The sequence below is a fragment of the Micromonospora sp. CPCC 206060 genome (assembly GCF_036906895.1).
In the GTDB taxonomy this organism is placed as follows: Bacteria; Actinomycetota; Actinomycetes; order Mycobacteriales; family Micromonosporaceae; genus Micromonospora.
The window spans coordinates 14051-31209 of sequence record NZ_JBAKHU010000032.1; the positions used below are offsets into that span (position 1 = coordinate 14051).

The following is a 17159-nucleotide window of genomic DNA, read 5'->3' on the forward strand; positions in this document are numbered from 1 at the left end:
GTCGACACCGTAGCGACCGGGTAGGACAAACCGCTGCCCCACCAGCCTCGTCCGTTCAGCCAATTCTCAGCTTCCGGGGGTATGAAGAAGGGTTCGGCGTACACGGTGCGGCGCCACGCCCTGGCTGAACGTTAGGAAGGGCCCCCTTTTATCGTTTTCGGTGGTATAGGGGGCCCTTCCTAACACCTAGGCCGACGGCGACGGCGAAGCGGTCGGCTCGGGTGCGGCGGTCGACGTGGCTGCCGCGGTCGGCGAGGGGGCGGCGGTCGGCTCGGCCGGCGGGGTGGGAACCGGCGGGGTGGGAGCCGGGAGCGGGCCGAATCGGAACGGCGCACGTTCCGGGCAGTGCGGGTACGCCGGGACCACCGGCACCCGGTCCGACACGACGGGCGGCTCAGTCTGCTCCAGACAGTCCGGAACGCCGAGCCGGATCGGGGTACCGTCCTGGTCGAAGAGGCGGGCGCCGGTGATCAGCCGGCCCTCACTGTCGTAGACGTACACGTCCCGGACGCGGTACTGGTCGTGCGCGACCGGCGTGGCGTAGTACTCGTACCCGCTGTCGACCACGTCCTGGTCCGCCTCGAAGAAGCCGACCACGGCGAAGACGGCGAGCACCGCACCGGCCGCCCCGACCAGCCGGCGTGGCCACCGGCGCAACTGTGCGGCACGACGACCCAGCCAGACCGAGGCGACCACACAGACCCCGAGCAGCAGCAGGGCCGCAAGGGCACTGCCACCGAGCCGGGGCAGCAGGCCGACCGGTACGCCACCGAACATGACACTGATCAGCATCGCGGCCAGGTAGCCACGCAGCAGCCACCACGCCGGGCGGAGCAGGCCCAGGAACTCGCTCGCCGAGGCGTACCCGATGGTCGGGCCGAGCCGGGCGTCGACGGCCCGCAGCCGGGCGCGGACCCGGAGCACGCCGGTGGCGATCCGCTGGTCCAGGTTGGGGGTGCTGTCCGGCGTGCCGGCACCGGCGGCGCTGCGCAACTCGGCGGCGTACGCCTCGGGCGGGCCGAGCCGCTCGGTCAGCGAGCCGTCCGCCTCGGCCGCCACCTCGGTCAGGTGCTCGACCAGGTCCTCGGTCAACTCGTCGCGGTCCGCCGGGGGCAGGTCGGCCAGTGCGGCCCGGACCCGCTCGACGTAGTGTGCGATCTCCTGCTCATCCACGCCGGTCATGCCGCCATCCCCCGTTCGTCGAGCAGTGCGTCCATGGTGGTGGCGAAGGATCGCCAGAGCTTGCCGGAGCGGCTGAGCTGGTCCCGCCCGGCGGCGTTGAGGGCGTAGTACTTCCGGTGCGGGCCGGCCTCGCTGGGCACGACGTAGGTGGTGAGCAGGCCGGCGGCGAAGAGCCGGCGCAGGGTGCCGTAGACCGAGGCGTCGCCGACCTCCTCCAGCCCGGCTGCGCGCAGCCGGCGGAGGATGTCGTACCCGTAGCCGTCCTCCTCCCGGAGCACGGCGAGGACCGCGAGGTCCAGCACACCTTTGAGCAACTGGGTGGTGTCCACGGATCAGACAGTAGTGTGCATTGCGCAGTACCGTCAACGACGTGATACCTGCGGTCTAATGGGTCGGCGGGCCGGCGGGTCGGCGGTCAGCCGGGGTGGAGCGAGATGCACCACCCATCATGGACCGCCGCCGGTGCGCCCGGTGACCGAGCCGTTGCCGTAGGGTGCGATCCGTGGCGTCGACGGCAGAGAACCGGTCCGGGCAGGCCACCACCCCTGCGACCGCGGCGCGGGTCCCGTCCCACGGCGTCACCCGTCGCCACCTCCGGCCCGTCCCGCCGCCCGCCCTGCTCGCCGTTCTGCTGGGCGCGGCGGGCGTCGGCTGGCGGGTCTGGTTGACCTCGGTGGGCACGCCACCGCACAACAGCGACGAGGCGACGATGGGGCTGGCCGCCCTGCACATCGGCCAGGGGCGTGAACTACCGGTCTATTTCTACGGCCAGCACTACATGGGCACCATCGAGGCGTACCTGGCGGCTCCGCTGGTGACCGTGACCGGGCCGTCGGTGTACGCGCTGCGCGCCCCGACCATCCTGCTCTACGCGGCATTCCTGGCCCTGATGTTCGCCCTGGTCCGCCGGCTGTTCTCCCCCGGACTGGCGGTACTCACGGTCGGGCTGCTCGCGCTCGGCTCCGACCGGGTGGTGAAGAACCAGCTCATCGCCGGGGGCGGCTATCCGGAGACCGGACCGATGGTGGCCGGCCTGCTGCTGCTCACCTACCTGCTGCTCATCCGGCCGTCACGACCCTGGCACGCCGTCGCCGGCTGGGGACTGCTCCTCGGACTGGTCGCCTGGAACCACTGGCTCCCGGCCCCGTTCCTGCTCGGCGCACTGCTCGTACTGCTCACCGCCCGGATCCTGACCGTCCGGACCGCACTCGCCGCGCTGGGCGGCTTCCTGGCCGGGGTGCTGCCGCTGCTGATCGACAACGTGCGCGCCGGGGCGGACGACAACTCGGTGGCGGTCTTCCTGGGGCTCAACGGTGCCGGTACGGACGCCGCGCTGTGGGACCGGATCGTCGGTGGCGCCTGGCTCGGCCTGCCCCTCGGCATGGGGCTGTGCGCGCCGAGTCGCTGCGACGGCTGGTCCCTGTGGTGGGGCCCGGCGGTCGTGGTCCTGTTGGTGGTCGCCACGGTTCACGCGATCCGGGGGATCCGCCGGACCGCCGGACCGGCGGGCGGTGGTCAGGGAGCCGACGAGGGTCACGCCGGACCGGCCACCATCCGACCGGAGGCGGCCCGGCACCGGCTCCGGCTCGTACTCGCCGGGGCCGGCCTGCTCAGCCTGCTCAGCTACGTACGCAGTCCGGCCGCTGCGGACACGCCGGTCGAGAGTGCCCGGTACCTGTCCATCCTGGCGCTCTCCCTGCCGGCAGCCCTGTGGCCGCTCTGGCGGATCGTGCGCCACCAGCTGCCGGATCGCCTCGTGCGCGCCGGGGCTGACGCGACCGCTGACGCGACCGTTGACGCAGCCGTTGACGCACCCGTTGACGCGACGGCTCGACGGCGCCGGCTCCGGGCAACCGTGCCGGCGGCGCTGCCGATCGTCGCGCTGGCCGCGACCATGTCCGCCGCGACGGTCAGCGTCGTCGGGCAGGTGCCGGAGTACACCGCGATGCGGGACCAGCAGGAACAGTTGCTCGCCGCGCTGGACGACGCCGGGCTGACCTACGTGCACGGCGAATACTGGACCTGCAACTGGATCACCTACCTGAGCGGGGAGCGGACCGTCTGCGGCGTCATCGACGACCGGCTCGGCCGGGGCTTCAACCGGTACCCGGCGTACTGGCGACCGGATGCGCAGGCCCAGGTGGCGGTGATCGGCAGCCCGATGGACGCGGAACTGGCGCGTCGGTCCCCGGGGCGCGTCCCGCAGTCCGTCGCCGGCTACCACATCTATCCCGGGACCGGCCGGTAGCAGAGTCGACCGGGCGGGCTGCTGCACATGATCGTCTGAGGGATATCGGGGATCGACACGGCGTGTCGTACAGATATCCGCCAGACGATCAAGGGTCCGGGTACGCCTCCGGCCGCACCAGCGGAATCGGCTAGCTCGCGGACGGCAGCAGGCTCCAGGCGATGCCGTCGAGGATGTCGTGCTCGCTGGCGACCACCGACGGCATACCGGCCCGCTCCATGATCACCCGCAGCACCAGGGCACCCGCACCGATCACGTCGGCCCGGCCCGGGTGCATCACCGGGATCGCCAGGCGCTGCTCGCGGGTCATCGACAGCAGGTCACCGGTCACCTTCGCCACCTCGTCGTACGACACCCGGGCGTGGTGGATGCGCTCCGGGTCGTACCCGGTCAGGCCCTCGGCGATCGCGACCACGGTGGTGACCGACCCGGCGAGCCCGATCAGGGTGGCCGCCTCCCGGCCCGGCACGACGGCGAGCGCCCGGTCGACGGCGGCGGCGATGTCCGCCTCCGCCGCGCCGATCTCGTCGGCCGTCGGCGGGTCCCCGGCCAGGTGACGTTCGGTCATCCGGACGCAGCCGATGTCGACCGAGATCGCCGCGTCGACGGTCAGGTCACGGGAGCCGACGACGAACTCGGTCGAGCCGCCACCGATGTCGACCACCAGGTACGGCGCCTCGGCGGCGGCCGGCAGTCCCCGGACCGCACCGGTGAACGACAATCGGGCCTCCTCGTCGCCGCTGACCACCTCGGGCGCGACGCCGAGGGTCTGCTCGACCATGGCCCGGAACTCGGCGGCGTTGGACGCGTCCCGGGAGGCGGAGGTGGCGCACATCCGCACCCGCTCCGCGCCGAGCGACCGGATCTCGGCCGCGTACGCCTGCAACGCGACCCGGGTCCGCTCGATCGCCTCCGGCGCCAACCGGCCCGTCCGGTCGACCCCCTGCCCCAGCCGGACGATCTCCATCCGGCGGGTCAGGTCGACCAGTGGCGCCTCCGGACCGGCCGAGGGGTCGGGCAGGTCCGCCACGAGCAGGCGGATCGAGTTGGTTCCGCAGTCGATGGCTGCCACACGAGTCGTCACGACCGTCACCCTACGACAGCGGGCCCGGGCCGGCACCGGCCACCGTCGGCGGATGGGCCGGGGTCGGCGGGGGCACCCGGAGCACCGGGAACGGTCGGCGGCGCCGGGACCGGACCAGCAACTCGGGCAGCCAGGGCAGCGTGCCGGCGAGCAGCAGCAGACCGAGCAGCGGGAGCCGCCACCACCAGCCGACCGTGGGCGGTGGGCCCTGCCGGGCCTTCGACGTCCTCCTGTCCGCACCGGCCGTCGGCCCCACGCCAACCGGCCCGACCGTTGGCGGCCCGCCAACCGCCCCGGCCGTCGATCCGCTGGCCGCCGCCAACCAGGGCCGGGCGGTCTTCGACCAGGCGAGGAAGGCGTCACCGACCGGGACCAGCCCGAAGGCGTACCGTTTGGTCCACGGGGTGTCGACGGGCAGGCCGGCCAGCTCGCCGTAGTTCGCGAGTGCCCCGGCGAGCGTGGTGTCCCCCTGCACCTGGGCCGCGCCGATGGTCACCACGGTCGCCGACAGGCTCACCCCGAGCAGCAGCGGCCCCGAGTCGACGTCACCCGGCCCGGCGGTGCCGTCCGGGTACTCCCGGACCGCCGGACCGAGGCCGAGCGGTGTGGCCACGTACCGGTCCCGGAAGCGGAGGTACTGCTCGCGGGCGAAGACCGGGTCGATCTCCACCAGGAACCGGTGGATGACGCTCTGCGAGGTGGCCCGGGCCACCTCGGCCGGTGCGCCGTCGACCGGATCCACCCGGTGCGGCAGCAGGCCGGTGGCCGGATCGAGGCGCTGACGTACCCCGGTCAGCCAGTGCTGCACCGTACCGGCAAACCGGGGCGGCAGCAGCGTGTCGTGCAACCGCAGGGCGGCCACCGCCACCGTCGAGTCGACCGGCCACGCCTGTCCCGGGTACGCCGGCAGGTAGGGCGACGCCGAGTCGTCGAACGCGGCACCGAGGGCCACCGCGTCGACGGCGAACCGCTGCACCTCACCCGGATCCCGGCGGTCGGCGGGTTGCAGGGCGAGGATCCCGCCGCGCAACCAGGTGGTCCAGCCCTGGTAGAAGACTCCATACGGCGGGGTGAGGTCGGCGCTGAACGGTGCCTGGCCGGCCGGGGAATCCAGCCTGGCCAGCGCCCACCGGGCCTCGCGCAGCGCGGTGTCCCGCTCCTCCTCGACCGCAGTCCGTCGACCGGCCGCCCCCGTCCGCGCCGCCCCTTCCCGGGTCGCCCCCGTCCGCGCCGTCCCTTCCCGGGCTGAGGCCCGCATACCCAGCTCGACCCAACTCAGCCCGTAGAGGACGTGGCTGAAGAAGTACCCCTCGGGGAAGAGCTGCTGGGCCTCCGTACCCGCCCCGGCGTCCAGCGCCGCGCGCAGGAACGTCAGCTGGCGGCGGACACCGGGTGGCTCGCCGTTCCCGGTGTCGGTGGCCGGTACGACCAACCGGGCCACCCCGATCAGGGCACAGAGCGTGGTCAGCACCGCGACCAGCCGGTAGGCCCGGCGCACGAGGGTCAGCACGGCAACGCAACGAAGGTCGGCACGGCCCCAGCATGCCGGGGTGGATCAAGGCACCCGGTCGTGGTGGACCGGCCCGCACCACGGGTCAGGAGAGCCGGAGCAGCATCCGGGTGTTGCCCAGGGTGTTCGGCTTGACCCGCTCCAGCCCCAGGAACTCGGCCACACCCTCGTCGTACGAGCGGAGCAGTTGCTCGTAGACCGGTGGCGGCACGGGCGCGCCGTCGATCTCCACGAAACCGAACGAGCCGAAGAACCGGGTCTCGAAGGTGAGCACGAAGATCCGGGCCACCCCCAGCTCCCGGGCCGCCCCGATCAGTTCGGCGACGATGCGGTGGCCGATCCGCTGGCCCCGGCACTCCGGGTCGACCGCCACCGTACGGATCTCGGCCAGGTCCTCCCACATGACGTGCAGCGCCCCGCAGCCGACCACCGTGCCGTCGCCGGCCCGGACCGCCACCCAGAACTCCTGGACGTCCTCGTAGAGGGTGACGGTGGCCTTGCTGAGCAGCCGCCGCTCGTCGGTGTAGGTGTCGATCAGCCGCCGGATGCCGCGTACGTCGGTGGTGCGGGCCCGCCGGACGACGATCCCGCCGGCCCCGGCCGTACCGTCGGTCACGGCTCGTCCACCACCGGCACGTCGACACAGGGGCCGTCGGACCACCACTGCTCCATCAACGCCAGCGTCTCGTCGCCGAACGGGTTGACCCCCGGGCCGGCGCCGAGCGCGTGCCCCACGTGCACGTGCAGACACTTGACCCGGCCGGGCATGCCGCCGGCCGAGATCCCGGCGATCTCCGGTACCTCACCGATGGCGTCCCGGCGGGCCAGATAGTCCTCGTGCGCGGCGCGATACCGGGCGGCCAGCTCCGGATCGGCGGCCAGGCGCTCCGCCATCTCCTTCATCAGCCCGGCCGACTCCAGCCGGCTGCACGCCGCCGTCGCCCTCGGGCAGGTCAGGTAGAACAGCGTCGGGAACGGCGTACCGTCGGCCAGCCGTGGGGTCGTCTCGACCACGTCCGGCAGGCCGCACGGGCAGCGGTGGGCCACCGCCCGGGTGCCGCGCGGCGGGCGTCCGAGCTGCGCGGCCACCGCCGCCAGGTCGGCCTCGGTGGCCGGTTCGCGCTCCGGCCGGGGTACGGAGTCCGCCGCCGGCTCCTGCGGTGGTACGACAGTCACGGTGCCATCTTTCGTTCGGTTACCGGGTGGGGCGCTCGGCGTCAGCCGCCTGGATGCTCGACCACAGCGAGTCGTACCAGGTGGCCGGCGCCCGCTCCGATGGTGACGTCGGACCACCCCCGCCGGCGTCCCGGGCCGCGCTCTCCGGGTCGTCGTAGACCAGCACCGGCACCTCACCCGGATAGACCATGTAGAAGCGTTCCCGGGCCTGGATCCGGATGTAGGCCGGATCCTGCCACTTGGCCGCCCGGGCGGACAGCTCACCGATCTCCTCCCGCTGGGCGGCCTGCGAGGCCTCCATCCGGGCGATGTCCGACTGCTGGCTGAGATAGAGCCGGACCGGGTAGGTGTAGGCCAACGCCAGTGCGATCAGTACCGCGAAGAGCACGGTGGCCCGCCCGGTGATCCGGCGGGGGCGGGGCGCGGAGGTGCGCTTGGCGGCACCGCCGGTAGCGACGCGCCGGGCGGCGGCCGGTCGGCTCGCCGAGCGTACGGTCTCCCCCCGGCCGGCCCCCGGCGCCCGGGTACCGGTGCCCCGCGGCTCGGCGCGTACGCCGGTGTCGCGGGCCGTCACCCGGGCGCCCCGGGCCCCGCCCGTCCGACCGGGCTGACCCGGTCGTCGGGCGGGACGCTGACCGCTCGGTGTGCGCCGTGGCTGCATCCTCGTCACACCCCTCCCCCGATGGCATGGCCCCGATCAGGCGAACGTACCGCCCGACAGGGGCACACGCAGCAGCTGACCCGGGTGGAACCGGCTCCCTGACTCAGAGCGACCGGCGCTCTCAGGCGGAACGGTAACGCGGGAAGGCACCCACACCCGCGTACCGCGCCGCGTCGGCCAACTCCTCCTCGATCCGCAGGAGCTGGTTGTACTTCGCGACCCGCTCGGAACGGGCCGGGGCACCGGTCTTGATCTGGCCGCAGCCGGTGGCGACGGCCAGGTCGGCGATGGTGGTGTCCTCGGTCTCGCCGGACCGGTGGCTCATCATGCACCGGAAGCCGGCCCGGTGGGCCAGGTCGACCGCGTCGAAGGTCTCGGTCAGCGAACCGATCTGGTTCACCTTGACCAGTACGGCGTTCGCCGCGCTCTCCGCGATGCCCCGGGCGACGCGCTGCGGGTTGGTGACGAACAGGTCGTCGCCGACGATCTGGATCCGGTCGCCGAGGGCGGCGGTGAGGGCGGTCCAGCCGCTCCAGTCGTCCTCGGAGAGCGGGTCCTCGATCGACACGATCGGGTAGTCGCCGACCAGCTTGGTGTAGTAGTTCGTCATCTCCTCGGCGGACTTCGCCGAACCCTCGAAGGTGTAGGTGCCGTTCTCGCAGAACTCGGTGGCCGCCACGTCGAGCGCGAGGGCGATGTCCGAGCCGAGCGTGTAGCCGGCCTTCTCGACCGCCTCGGCGATCAGGTCCAGCGCGGCCGAGTTGGTCGGCAGGTTGGGGGCGAAGCCGCCCTCGTCACCGAGGCCGGTGGAGAGGCCCTTCTTCTTCAGCACCGACTTGAGCGCGTGGTAGACCTCGACGCCGGAGCGCAGCGCCTCGCGGAAGCTCGGCGCGCCGATCGGGGCGATCATGAACTCCTGCACGTCGACGTTGGAGTCGGCGTGCGCGCCACCGTTGAGGATGTTCATCATCGGCACCGGCAGCAGGTGCGCGTTCGGGCCACCGAGGTAGCGGAAGAGGCTCAGCTCGGCGCTGCTGGCCGCCGCCTTGGCCACCGCGAGCGACACGCCCAGGATGGCGTTCGCGCCCAGCTCGGACTTGCTGTCGGTGCCGTCGATGTCGAGCATCTTCTGGTCGATCAGCCGCTGCTCGCTGGCCTCGTACCCGATCAGCTGGTCGACGATCCGGTCCTCGATGTTCTGGACCGCCTTCTCGACACCCTTGCCCAGGTACCGGTCGGCGTCACCGTCGCGCAGCTCGATCGCCTCGAAGGCACCGGTGGAGGCGCCGGACGGTACCGCAGCGCGGGCGACCGTGCCGTCATCCAGGCCGATCTCGACCTCGACCGTCGGGTTGCCCCGCGAGTCGAGAATCTCCCGGGCGACGATTCCCTCGATGGTTGCCACTGTGTCGCTCCTCGTTTCGATGTAAATGCGGTCGGCAGGGCCGCGACGGTGCGGCTGAGGCGTGTTGATGGCAGCGTATCGGGCGGAGGTACACCGTCGGGCGGTGGCCGGCGGAGACGCCCGTCCCACGGCTTACCGCCCAGCGTGCCGGACATTCCCGGATTCTCGTACCGCAACCGGCAACGGGTTTGCACGGGATGGACCCGATCGGCAAGGCTGTGGTCCATGCCCTCGGCCACGACGACGTACCGCCTTCTAGTCGGATCGGTCATCGCCCTGCTGACGGTCACCGGCTGCCAGACCCTCGACGATGCCGGTCGGGTGGTCGGCCGGGCCGACCTGGTCAACGACCTGGCCGCCCGGCTGGATCGGGCGATGGAGTTGACCTACTCGGCCGACTACCAGCTCCCCGGCGGGCAGACCGCGTCGATCTCGCAGACCCAGAAGCCGGCCCGGTCGGCGTACTCCTATCCGGGTGGCAAGCTGACCGTGACCGCGGAGGCGACCACCACCTGCGTCACCTCCGGAAGCAGGACAACCTGCACCCTGGCGCCCCCACCGGTACCCAGCAACCGCCCGTCGGTGACCGTCTTCGCCGAGGCCAAGCAGCAGGGGTTGATCGCGCCCCCGGTGGTGATGGGGCTACTCGCCACCGCCGCGCTGGACCCGGCCGCCGTCATCAAGCAGACCGACACCACGGTCGCCGGGCGGCACGCGACCTGCGTGAAGGTCACCGAGGTCGGGGACAGCGGCGCGACTCCCTTCGACGCCTGCGTGACCACCGAGGGTGTGCTGGGCAGCTTCCGGGGCGTGCTGGACGGCAAGGCGGTCGAGTTGGATCTCACCCGCTACCAGGACTCGGTGCCGGCCACCGCGTTCGACCTGCCGCCCGGGGCCGGGGTCGTCGACCGGCGTACCGCCACGAAGTGACCACACCGGCAGCGACCGCCCGCTTCGTCCCCGGCGCCACCGCTGAGCCCGCCCCGGCCGGCGGCGACCCGGTACTGCTGGTTGCCGACAGGGAAGTGCTGGTCGGCCCGGGCGGTCGGCTGCCCCGGGTAGCCGACCTGCCGCCCGGTCTGCGCTGCCTGCCGCTGGGCCGGCTGGACGGCAGGCCGGTCTGGGTCGCCGAGCCGACCGAAGCCGTAGTAGCCGGGCCAGCGGGGAGCGCAGCATCCGGGGCAGCCGAGCAGGCCAATGCGGTGGCAGCCGAGCAGGCCGACGCGGTGGCAGCCGAGCAGGCCAATGCGGTGGCAGCCGAGCAGGCCGACGCCCTTCCCGACGGGCGCTGGCGGAGTTGGCCGTCGGTCGCCGGTGAGCTGCCCGAGCCGCTCGCCTCGCTCGCCGGCCGGGCGTTGCAGGTCGTCACCTGGCGGCGTACCCACCGGTGCTGCGGCGCGTGCCGGGCGGAACTGGCGGACGTACCCGGCGAGACCGCCCGGCGCTGCCCGGACTGCGCGCTGTACGTCCCGATGCAGCTCTCCCCGGCCGTACTCGTGGCGATCACGCGCCCCGGCCCGACCGGCGGCACCGAGCTGCTCCTGGTCCGCCACTCGTACGGGGCGACCGGGATCTGGGCACTGGTCGCCGGGTTCGTCGAGGCGGGCGAGCCGCTGGAGGCGGCGGCCCGCCGGGAGGTGGCTGAGGAGGTCGGGCTGGCCATCGACCGGGTCACCTACTTCGGCAGCCAGCCGTGGGCGATGTCCGGGCCGGGGGTGCTGCTCGCCGGATTCACCGCCGTCGCCGCCGACCCGCTGGCCGAGCCGGTCATCGACGGACAGGAGCTGGTGCAGGCCCGCTGGTTCCCGGTGGACGCGCTGCCGGCTGAGCTGCCCCCGGCGTACTCGATCTCCCGCTGGCTGATCGACCACGTCGCCGCGCTTGACGGCAGGCAGTGTTAACAAGGGCCCCTTCCTATACCAAAAACGATAAGAAGGGGCCCTTCCTTACACCTCAGGCGGTGAGCAGGGTGCGTAGGTGCCGGGGCGGCGGGCAGGCGTGCGCCAGCATCGCGTCGTGCCACTGCCGTACCGACGTCCCGGACGGGCGCAGCGCGGCGATCGCGGCCACCTCGCTGTAGCCGACGAAGTACGTGGAGAGCTGGGTCGAGGTGAGCAGGGCGCGCCGCCACTTGCCGGTCGCCTCGCCCTCCTCCTGGAAGCCCCGCCCGGTCATCAGCGCCATCGCCTCGGCCTCGGGCAGCTCCTCGACGTGCACGAGCTGGTCGAGCAGGGCGTTGATGGTCATCCGGAGCTGCATCTTGAGCTGTTGCAGCCGCACCGGCAGGCCACCGAAGCCGGCGGCGGCCATCACCTCCTCGGCGTACACGGCCCAGCCCTCGATGAACGGGACGGACTGCGCCACCGTCCGGACCCGGGTGGAGCCGGCGTACCGGCGGGCGTGCGCGAGTTGGAGGAAGTGGCCGGGCATCGCCTCGTGCACGGTGAGGTTGCGCAGCATGTGGTCGTTGTACTCGCGGTAGAACGACTCGACCCGGCCCGCCGGCCAGTCCGCCGGGGTGGGGGCGATGCAGTAGAACGTCGGCACGTCCGCCGTCTCCAGCGGGCCGGGCGAGTCGCAGTAGGCCACCGCGACCCCCCGGGCGAACTCGGGCATCTCCTGGATGATGCACGGGTCGTCCACCAGGGACACCAGGTCGTGTTCCCGGACGAAATCGGTCGCCTCGTCGAGGGTGACCCCGGCCGCTGCCACGATGGTGTGGTCGTCCGGGTGCTCGGCGGCGAGCAGGTCCAACGCGCGGCGTACCGTCTCGTCGGTCTCCGGACCGCCGACCAGCTCGGCGGCGGCGGCCCGGATCTCGTCGGTCACCCGGTTCAGGTTGGCCCAGGCCCGGCGGAGCACCTCGGCCGCCGGCAGTTCGGTGTCCAGGGTGTGCCAGAGCCGTGCCTCCCACCGGCGTCGCCCGAGACGCGGGTCCCGGCCGGGGCCCGGGTCGTCGGCCAGGCCGGCCCGCAGCTGGCCGGCGAATCTGGTCAGCGCCTCGACCGCCGCCCGTGCGACCGGCTCGACGCTGCTGCGCAGCGCCGGTGCCTGGGCGAGCAGCGCCGGCAGCTCGTCGCGGACCAGCGCCGCCGTTCCGGCGAACTGTCCGACCGCCGTCTCGGCGTGGATCCGGGGTACGTCGCTCAGCGTCGCACGGGCGGTGGCCAGTGCGTCCGGTACGGCGGCCAGCCGACCGGCCAGCGCCGTCAACCGCACCTCCACCGGGGCGTACGGGCGGGCGATGAGGGTGTGCAGCAGCGGCCCGGGGTTGTGCCGCAGCGGGTCCCACTCGTGCGCCCGGATCTCGGTCAGCTCGAACAGTTCCCGGTCCACCAGGGCGCTGAGCATGGCGTGGTCGACCTGCTCGTCGGGGTCGAGCAGGTCGCCGTCCACCTCGGCGAGCGCGTGCGCCGCCTCCCGCAGCATCGCCCCGTCGGCCGCCACGGCATCGGCGGAGTAGTCGGGCAACCGGTCGTCGTACCGGTGCTCCCCGGCCGAGTTGGCCAGGCCCGGGCGGCGTTCCAGGAGCGCGTCGATGATCCGCTCGGTGCGGGGCAGGAAGGTGGACATACCGATGAATCTAGTCGCTGGCGGGCCGCTACGGATCGACCGCCGAGGTGGCCGGTCCGGGCCGGTACAGGGCGCGGAGGAGGCCGGCCAGTACCGCCACGGCCGACTCCAGCTCGGCAGCGGAGTGGGCGGCGTAACCCAGCACCAGTCCGGGTGGTCCGGAACGGGTCAGCCGTAGCTCGGCCAGCGGGACCGGGCCGAGCCCGGCCGCTCGGGCGGCAACGGCCAGCGCGGCGTCGTCGGTCCCGGCGGGCAGTTCGAGTACGAGGTGCAGCCCGGCCGCGATCCCGGAGACCCGGGCGCCGGGCAGGTACCGGTGGAGCGCGCCGACCAGGGCGTCCCGCCGGTCCCGGTAGGTCCGCCGGGCCCGGCGGAGGTGCCGGTCGTAACCGCCGCTGGCGAGCAGCTCGGCGAAGGCCAACTGTTCCAGCGCCGGGCCGCCGAGGTCGGCGGCGAACTTGCCGGCCAGCACCGCCGGCCGGAGCGCGGGCGGTACCGCCAGCCACCCCAACCGCAGCCCGGGGGCGAGCGCCTTGCTCACCGAACCGAGATGGGCGACCGAGTCCGGGGCGAGCCCCTGAAGGCAGCCGACCGGGTCCCGGTCGTAGCGGAACTCGGCGTCGTAGTCGTCCTCGACGATCAGTCCGCCGGTGGACCTGGCCCAGTCGAGCAGGGCGGTCCGGCGGGCCGGGGCGAGCACCACTCCGGTCGGGAACTGGTGCGCGGGCGTCACCAGGACGGCCCGCAACCGGGAGCGGCGCAACGCGGCGACGTCCAGTCCGTCGGCGTCGACCGGTACCCCGACCGGGCGCAGACCCTGGGCCCGCAGCGGCGCCAGCACACCGCTGCTACCCGGGTCCTCGACCCCGATCCGGGTCACGCCCCGGGCGGCCAGCACCCCGGCCAGCAGGGTGAACGCCTGCGCGGCGCCGGTGGTGACGACAAGGTCGGTCGGGTCGACCCGGGCCGCCCGGACCCGGCCCAGGTAGCCGGCCAGCTCGGTCCGGAGCCGGGGCGCCCCGGCCGGATCGCCGTAGCCCAGCTCGGCGTCGCGGACCTCACGCAGCGCCCGCTCGTACACCCGGCGCCAGGTGGCCCTCGGGAAGAGTCCCAGATCCGGTACCCCGGCCCGCAGGGGCGCCGCCGGCAGCCCCGTCCCCGGGACGCCGGGCAGGTGGTGATCGGAGCGGCGGCCGTCCCGGCCGGGTCCGGCGTCGACCGGCCTGGCCGCGCCTGAGTCGGCCACCACCGTGCCGGAACCTCGCCGGGCGGTCAGCCGCCCTTCGGCGACCAGTTGCTCGTACGCCTCGACCACGACGCCCCGGGACAGTCGCAGGTCGGCGGCGAGAGCCCGACTGGCGGGCAGGCGGGTACCGGGCGCCAGCCGGCCAGCCTCGATCGCCGCGCGGAGGGCCACGATGAGCTGTCCAGCCAGGCCGGGACGCCCCCGGTCCAGGGTGACCAGTGCTTCCAGGGACGACAAGTGGTCCCCCAATCTGTCCGGCAACTGGACCTTAAGAGTGGACCACCTGCCTCCTAGCGTCGACCGGGTGACCAGATTCGATCCACGTGGCGTCCTGCTCTGCACCATCGGCATGGTGATCGTCGGCAGTTCCATCTCGATCAGCCAGCTCATCCTCGACTACCCGCCCCTGACCGGCCAGGCCGTGCGCTACGCGCTGGCCGCCGCCGGGTTGGCCGCCATCGCCCGCTGGTGGCCCCGGCTCGACCCGACCGGCGCCGCCCCGCCGACCGACACCGACACCGGCACCGGCACCGGCACCACCGTCGCGGCCCGGTCCCGGCCGACCGGACGGGAACTCGGTCTGCTCACCCTGCTCGCGGCAACCGGCCTGGCCGGCTTCAACGCATGCGTACTGATCGCCCTACGGCACAGTGAACCGGCGATGGTCGGCACCGTCATCGGGGCCGCACCCCTCGGTCTGGCCCTGCTGGCCCCCCTGCTGCATGGGGGCCGTCCCGCCCCGCGCCTGCTGCTCTCCGCCGGGATCGTGGTCACCGGAACCGCACTGGTGCAGGGTGCCGGTCGGACCGACGCCATCGGCCTCCTCGCCGCATTCGGGGCGCTCGGTGGCGAGATCGCGTTCTCGTTGCTCGCCGCCATCGTGCTGCCCCGGCTGGGGGCGGTACGGGTCGCCGCGTACGGCTGCGGGCTGGCCGTACCCCTGTTGCTGGTGGCAGCGGTCGTGGCGGGCGAACCGGCGCGGCTGCGCCTGCCCACGGCGGTGGAGGCGGCGACGCTGGTCTACCTCGCCGGGCTGATGACGGTGGTGGCGTTCGTCGCCTGGTTCCTGGGTCTGCGTCGGCTGGGCCTGGCCCGCGCCGGAATGCTCGTCGGGCTGATGCCGGTGGCCACCCTGGTCACCGCAGCCGTCCAGGCGGGCCACCCACCGGGTGCCGTCCAGGCGACCGGGGTCCTGGTGGTCGCCGCCGGCCTGGCCGTCGGTCTCACCACCGCCCGGGACACCCGAAATCAGGGTCTCCGGCCCGCCTCGGCGGCGCGCACCTCGTCGGCGTAGGCCAGGGCAGCCCGGCGCAGCGCCGCCTCGGCATCCAGGCCGGCTTCCCTGGCCTGCGCGACCGTGGCCAGCAGGGTGGCGCCGAGGCGGGCCTCGGCGTCGGCCGGCCCGGCGGTGTCCACGGCGCTGGCGTCCGCCGGTCCCGCGCCGGTCGGCAGCGGTACGGCCAGCCCCACCCGGGCCGCCCGTTGCAGGATCTTGGCGGCCAGGGACAGCGCGGGCTGGCTCAGCGCGATCCCCTCCAGCACCGACTCCCGGGACTTCTCGGCCTGCTTGATCCGTTCCCAGCTCGCGGTGATCTCGTCGAGGGTGCCGGCCTCGGCCCCGGCGAAGACGTGCGGGTTACGCCGGACCATCTTGTCCACCAGACCGGCGGCAACGTCGTCCACGCTCCACGGTTCGCCGTCGGCGCGCTCCTCGGCCAGCCGGCTGTGCAGCAGCACCTGCAACAGCACATCGCCCAGCTCCTCGCGAAGCTCGTCGAGGTTGTCGGTGACGATCGCGTCGTACGCCTCGTAGCACTCCTCCAGCAGGAAGCCGGCGAGTGACCGGTGGGTCTGCGCCCGCTTCCACGGGTCGCCACCCGGGCCGGCCAGCCGGTCCATCACGGTCACCGCGTCGAGCAGCCGGGCGCCGGGCGGGTCCCACGAGCCGTACATCAGCTCCAACTCGGCCAGACCCGGCTGGCGGGCCAGCCGCAGCCCCAACTCACGGGCGAGCGACTCGTCCCCGGCCGGGCCGGCCAGCCAGACCACCGTGCCGTGCGCGGTGACCGCGTCGAGCAGCGCGTCGGTCGCCCCGGAGGCCACGATCGTCACCTCGGCGCCGGCCGCCCGGACCGCCCCGGTCAGTTCGCTCTCCGTGCCGGCCAGCACCGGATGGGCGCGTACCACGTCCCAGGCGGCAGCGGTCAGCAGTCCGGCGGGCAGCCGGGGCGAGGTGACCAGCAGGACGATCCGCGCGCTCATGCGTCGGCGGCTGCCGTGGCTGGTGCCTCGGGAGTGGAGATGTCGGTCACCGGACCGCTCTCGTCGATGTACGGCAGCGAGTAGAAGACCGGGCCCTGCGCGGCGTTGACCGCCGAGGGTACGCCGACCGGCCGGTACGCCGGGTTGATCGAGACGCCGGCCTGCTCGGCCTCCACCTGGAGGGCGGCACTGACCGCCGAGCCCTGCCGCACGAAGTCGCCGGTGCCGAACGCCTGCCGCACCTCGGCCACGGTCAGCCCGGGCTGGATCGCGCCGGTCGCGGCGATCGCGTCGTAGACGGCCATCACCGAGGCGTCGCTCAACTCGGCCGGCGGCAGTTTCTCGGCCAGGGTGTTGTAGATGTCCAGCCACTCGCCCCAGAGCTGGGCGTACTCGGCGTCCGGCGGCATCTGCAGGGGCTGCGCCAACTGCTCCGGGGTGACCTCGTCCGGCACGGTGAGCTGCTTCTCCGTCGCCACCCGCCTACCCAGCTCGATGCTGACCAGCAGGTTGACGATGTCCTGCCGGTTGACGCGGGCCCTGAGCTGCTCGGGGGACGGGGTGGCACCGGCCTGCGCGGCCTGCGCGTTGACCGCTGCGGCGTACCTGGTCTGCGCGTCGTCGTAGATCCCGTCGACCCGCTCGACGGAGTACTTCGTGTCGCCCACGTACGCGGCGACATCCGGCGAGGACTTCCCGCAGGCGGCGAGAGAGGCAAGACCGAGGGCCGCCGTGGCGGCGACGGCGACAAGACGACGAGCGCGCATGACGGCCACTCTCTCACACGCTCCCATGCTGGTAATGACTGTGCC

Annotated in this window: 16 protein-coding genes; 4 read left to right on the forward strand and 12 right to left on the reverse strand. The window is 73.3% G+C overall.

The features are described 5' to 3' along the window. Positions 1-186 precede the first annotated feature (186 nt). Together V6U90_RS19855 and V6U90_RS19860 are read right to left on the reverse strand one after the other, a co-directional pair. Complete coding sequence (locus V6U90_RS19855; RefSeq protein WP_334438582.1) at positions 187-1182, reverse strand: HAAS signaling domain-containing protein; 996 nt, start codon at positions 1180-1182, stop codon at positions 187-189. Then, positions 1179-1511 (reverse strand): PadR family transcriptional regulator, encoded by a 333-nt coding sequence (locus V6U90_RS19860; protein WP_334438585.1) that lies wholly within the window; start codon positions 1509-1511, stop codon positions 1179-1181. The genes V6U90_RS19855 and V6U90_RS19860 overlap by 4 nt, the downstream gene beginning before the upstream one ends. Positions 1512-1684: 173 nt before the next feature. On the opposite strand from V6U90_RS19860, the gene V6U90_RS19865 reads away from it, so the two are divergent. Then, a complete protein-coding gene (locus V6U90_RS19865; protein ID WP_334438587.1) occupies positions 1685-3430 on the forward strand; it encodes a hypothetical protein in 1746 nt (581 codons plus the stop codon). A 130-nt stretch (positions 3431-3560) separates the two neighbouring features. Here V6U90_RS19865 and V6U90_RS19870 read toward each other — a convergent pair whose 3' ends face one another. The 6 genes from V6U90_RS19870 to eno all read right to left on the reverse strand — a co-directional run bounded on the left by V6U90_RS19870 (position 3561) and on the right by eno (position 9266). Beyond that, complete coding sequence (locus V6U90_RS19870; RefSeq protein WP_334438711.1) at positions 3561-4502, reverse strand: Ppx/GppA phosphatase family protein; 942 nt, start codon at positions 4500-4502, stop codon at positions 3561-3563. Between the two features lie 22 nt (positions 4503-4524). Beyond that, positions 4525-6024 carry a hypothetical protein gene (locus V6U90_RS19875; RefSeq protein ID WP_334438590.1) on the reverse strand — a complete coding sequence of 500 codons (1500 nt, stop codon included), beginning with the start codon at positions 6022-6024 and terminating at the stop codon, positions 4525-4527. An 85-nt stretch (positions 6025-6109) separates the two neighbouring features. Continuing rightward, complete coding sequence (locus V6U90_RS19880) at positions 6110-6640, reverse strand: amino-acid N-acetyltransferase (RefSeq protein WP_334438592.1); 531 nt, start codon at positions 6638-6640, stop codon at positions 6110-6112. Beyond that, entirely contained in the window at positions 6637-7200 is a 564-nt protein-coding gene (locus V6U90_RS19885; protein WP_334438594.1) for a DUF501 domain-containing protein, read from the reverse strand. The genes V6U90_RS19880 and V6U90_RS19885 overlap by 4 nt, the downstream gene beginning before the upstream one ends. 19 nt (positions 7201-7219) lie before the next feature. Continuing rightward, the gene (locus tag V6U90_RS19890; RefSeq protein WP_334438714.1) at positions 7220-7861 is read right to left on the reverse strand and encodes an FtsB family cell division protein; all 642 of its coding nucleotides are present in this window, start codon (positions 7859-7861) and stop codon (positions 7220-7222) included. Between the two features lie 121 nt (positions 7862-7982). Further along, on the reverse strand, positions 7983-9266 hold the full coding sequence (gene eno / locus V6U90_RS19895) for a phosphopyruvate hydratase (protein WP_334438596.1): 1284 nt from the start codon (positions 9264-9266) through the stop codon (positions 7983-7985). 225 nt (positions 9267-9491) lie between these two features. Here eno and V6U90_RS19900 point away from each other — a divergent pair, with 225 nt between their 5' ends. Beyond that, the gene (locus V6U90_RS19900) at positions 9492-10196 is read left to right on the forward strand and encodes a hypothetical protein (protein WP_334438599.1); all 705 of its coding nucleotides are present in this window, start codon (positions 9492-9494) and stop codon (positions 10194-10196) included. After that, positions 10193-11167 (forward strand): NAD(+) diphosphatase, encoded by a 975-nt coding sequence (locus tag V6U90_RS19905; RefSeq protein WP_334438601.1) that lies wholly within the window; start codon positions 10193-10195, stop codon positions 11165-11167. The genes V6U90_RS19900 and V6U90_RS19905 overlap by 4 nt, the downstream gene beginning before the upstream one ends. Positions 11168-11219: 52 nt before the next feature. On the opposite strand, the gene V6U90_RS19910 is transcribed toward V6U90_RS19905, so the two are convergent. Both V6U90_RS19910 and pdxR read right to left on the reverse strand, forming a co-directional pair. After that, positions 11220-12839: a DUF885 domain-containing protein gene (locus tag V6U90_RS19910; protein ID WP_334438603.1), complete on the reverse strand. Its 1620-nt coding sequence runs from the start codon at positions 12837-12839 to the stop codon at positions 11220-11222. A 28-nt stretch (positions 12840-12867) separates the two neighbouring features. Beyond that, entirely contained in the window at positions 12868-14322 is a 1455-nt protein-coding gene (gene pdxR, locus V6U90_RS19915) for a MocR-like pyridoxine biosynthesis transcription factor PdxR (protein WP_334438605.1), read from the reverse strand. 67 nt (positions 14323-14389) lie between these two features. Between pdxR and V6U90_RS19920 the strand changes: the two genes are divergently transcribed. Next, a complete protein-coding gene (locus tag V6U90_RS19920; protein ID WP_334438607.1) occupies positions 14390-15379 on the forward strand; it encodes a DMT family transporter in 990 nt (329 codons plus the stop codon). Here the strand turns inward: V6U90_RS19920 and V6U90_RS19925 are convergent. Further along, on the reverse strand, positions 15334-16347 hold the full coding sequence (locus V6U90_RS19925; protein ID WP_334438610.1) for a nucleoside triphosphate pyrophosphohydrolase: 1014 nt from the start codon (positions 16345-16347) through the stop codon (positions 15334-15336). The two genes, V6U90_RS19920 and V6U90_RS19925, sit on opposite strands and share 46 nt — an antisense overlap. Further along, entirely contained in the window at positions 16344-17114 is a 771-nt protein-coding gene (locus V6U90_RS19930; RefSeq protein WP_334438614.1) for a hypothetical protein, read from the reverse strand. Before V6U90_RS19930 ends, V6U90_RS19925 begins: the two co-directional genes overlap by 4 nt. Between the last annotated feature and the right edge of the window lie 45 nt (positions 17115-17159).

Coding starts and splice junctions, on each gene's coding strand:
- V6U90_RS19910 (WP_334438603.1), bottom strand. CDS start 12,839: ATGTCCACCTTCCTGCCCCGCACCGAGCGGATCATCGACGCGCTCCTG.
- V6U90_RS19855 (WP_334438582.1), bottom strand. CDS start 1,182: ATGACCGGCGTGGATGAGCAGGAGATCGCACACTACGTCGAGCGGGTC.
- V6U90_RS19890 (WP_334438714.1), bottom strand. CDS start 7,861: ATGCAGCCACGGCGCACACCGAGCGGTCAGCGTCCCGCCCGACGACCG.
- V6U90_RS19900 (WP_334438599.1), top strand. CDS start 9,492: ATGCCCTCGGCCACGACGACGTACCGCCTTCTAGTCGGATCGGTCATC.
- V6U90_RS19925 (WP_334438610.1), bottom strand. CDS start 16,347: ATGAGCGCGCGGATCGTCCTGCTGGTCACCTCGCCCCGGCTGCCCGCC.
- V6U90_RS19930 (WP_334438614.1), bottom strand. CDS start 17,114: ATGCGCGCTCGTCGTCTTGTCGCCGTCGCCGCCACGGCGGCCCTCGGT.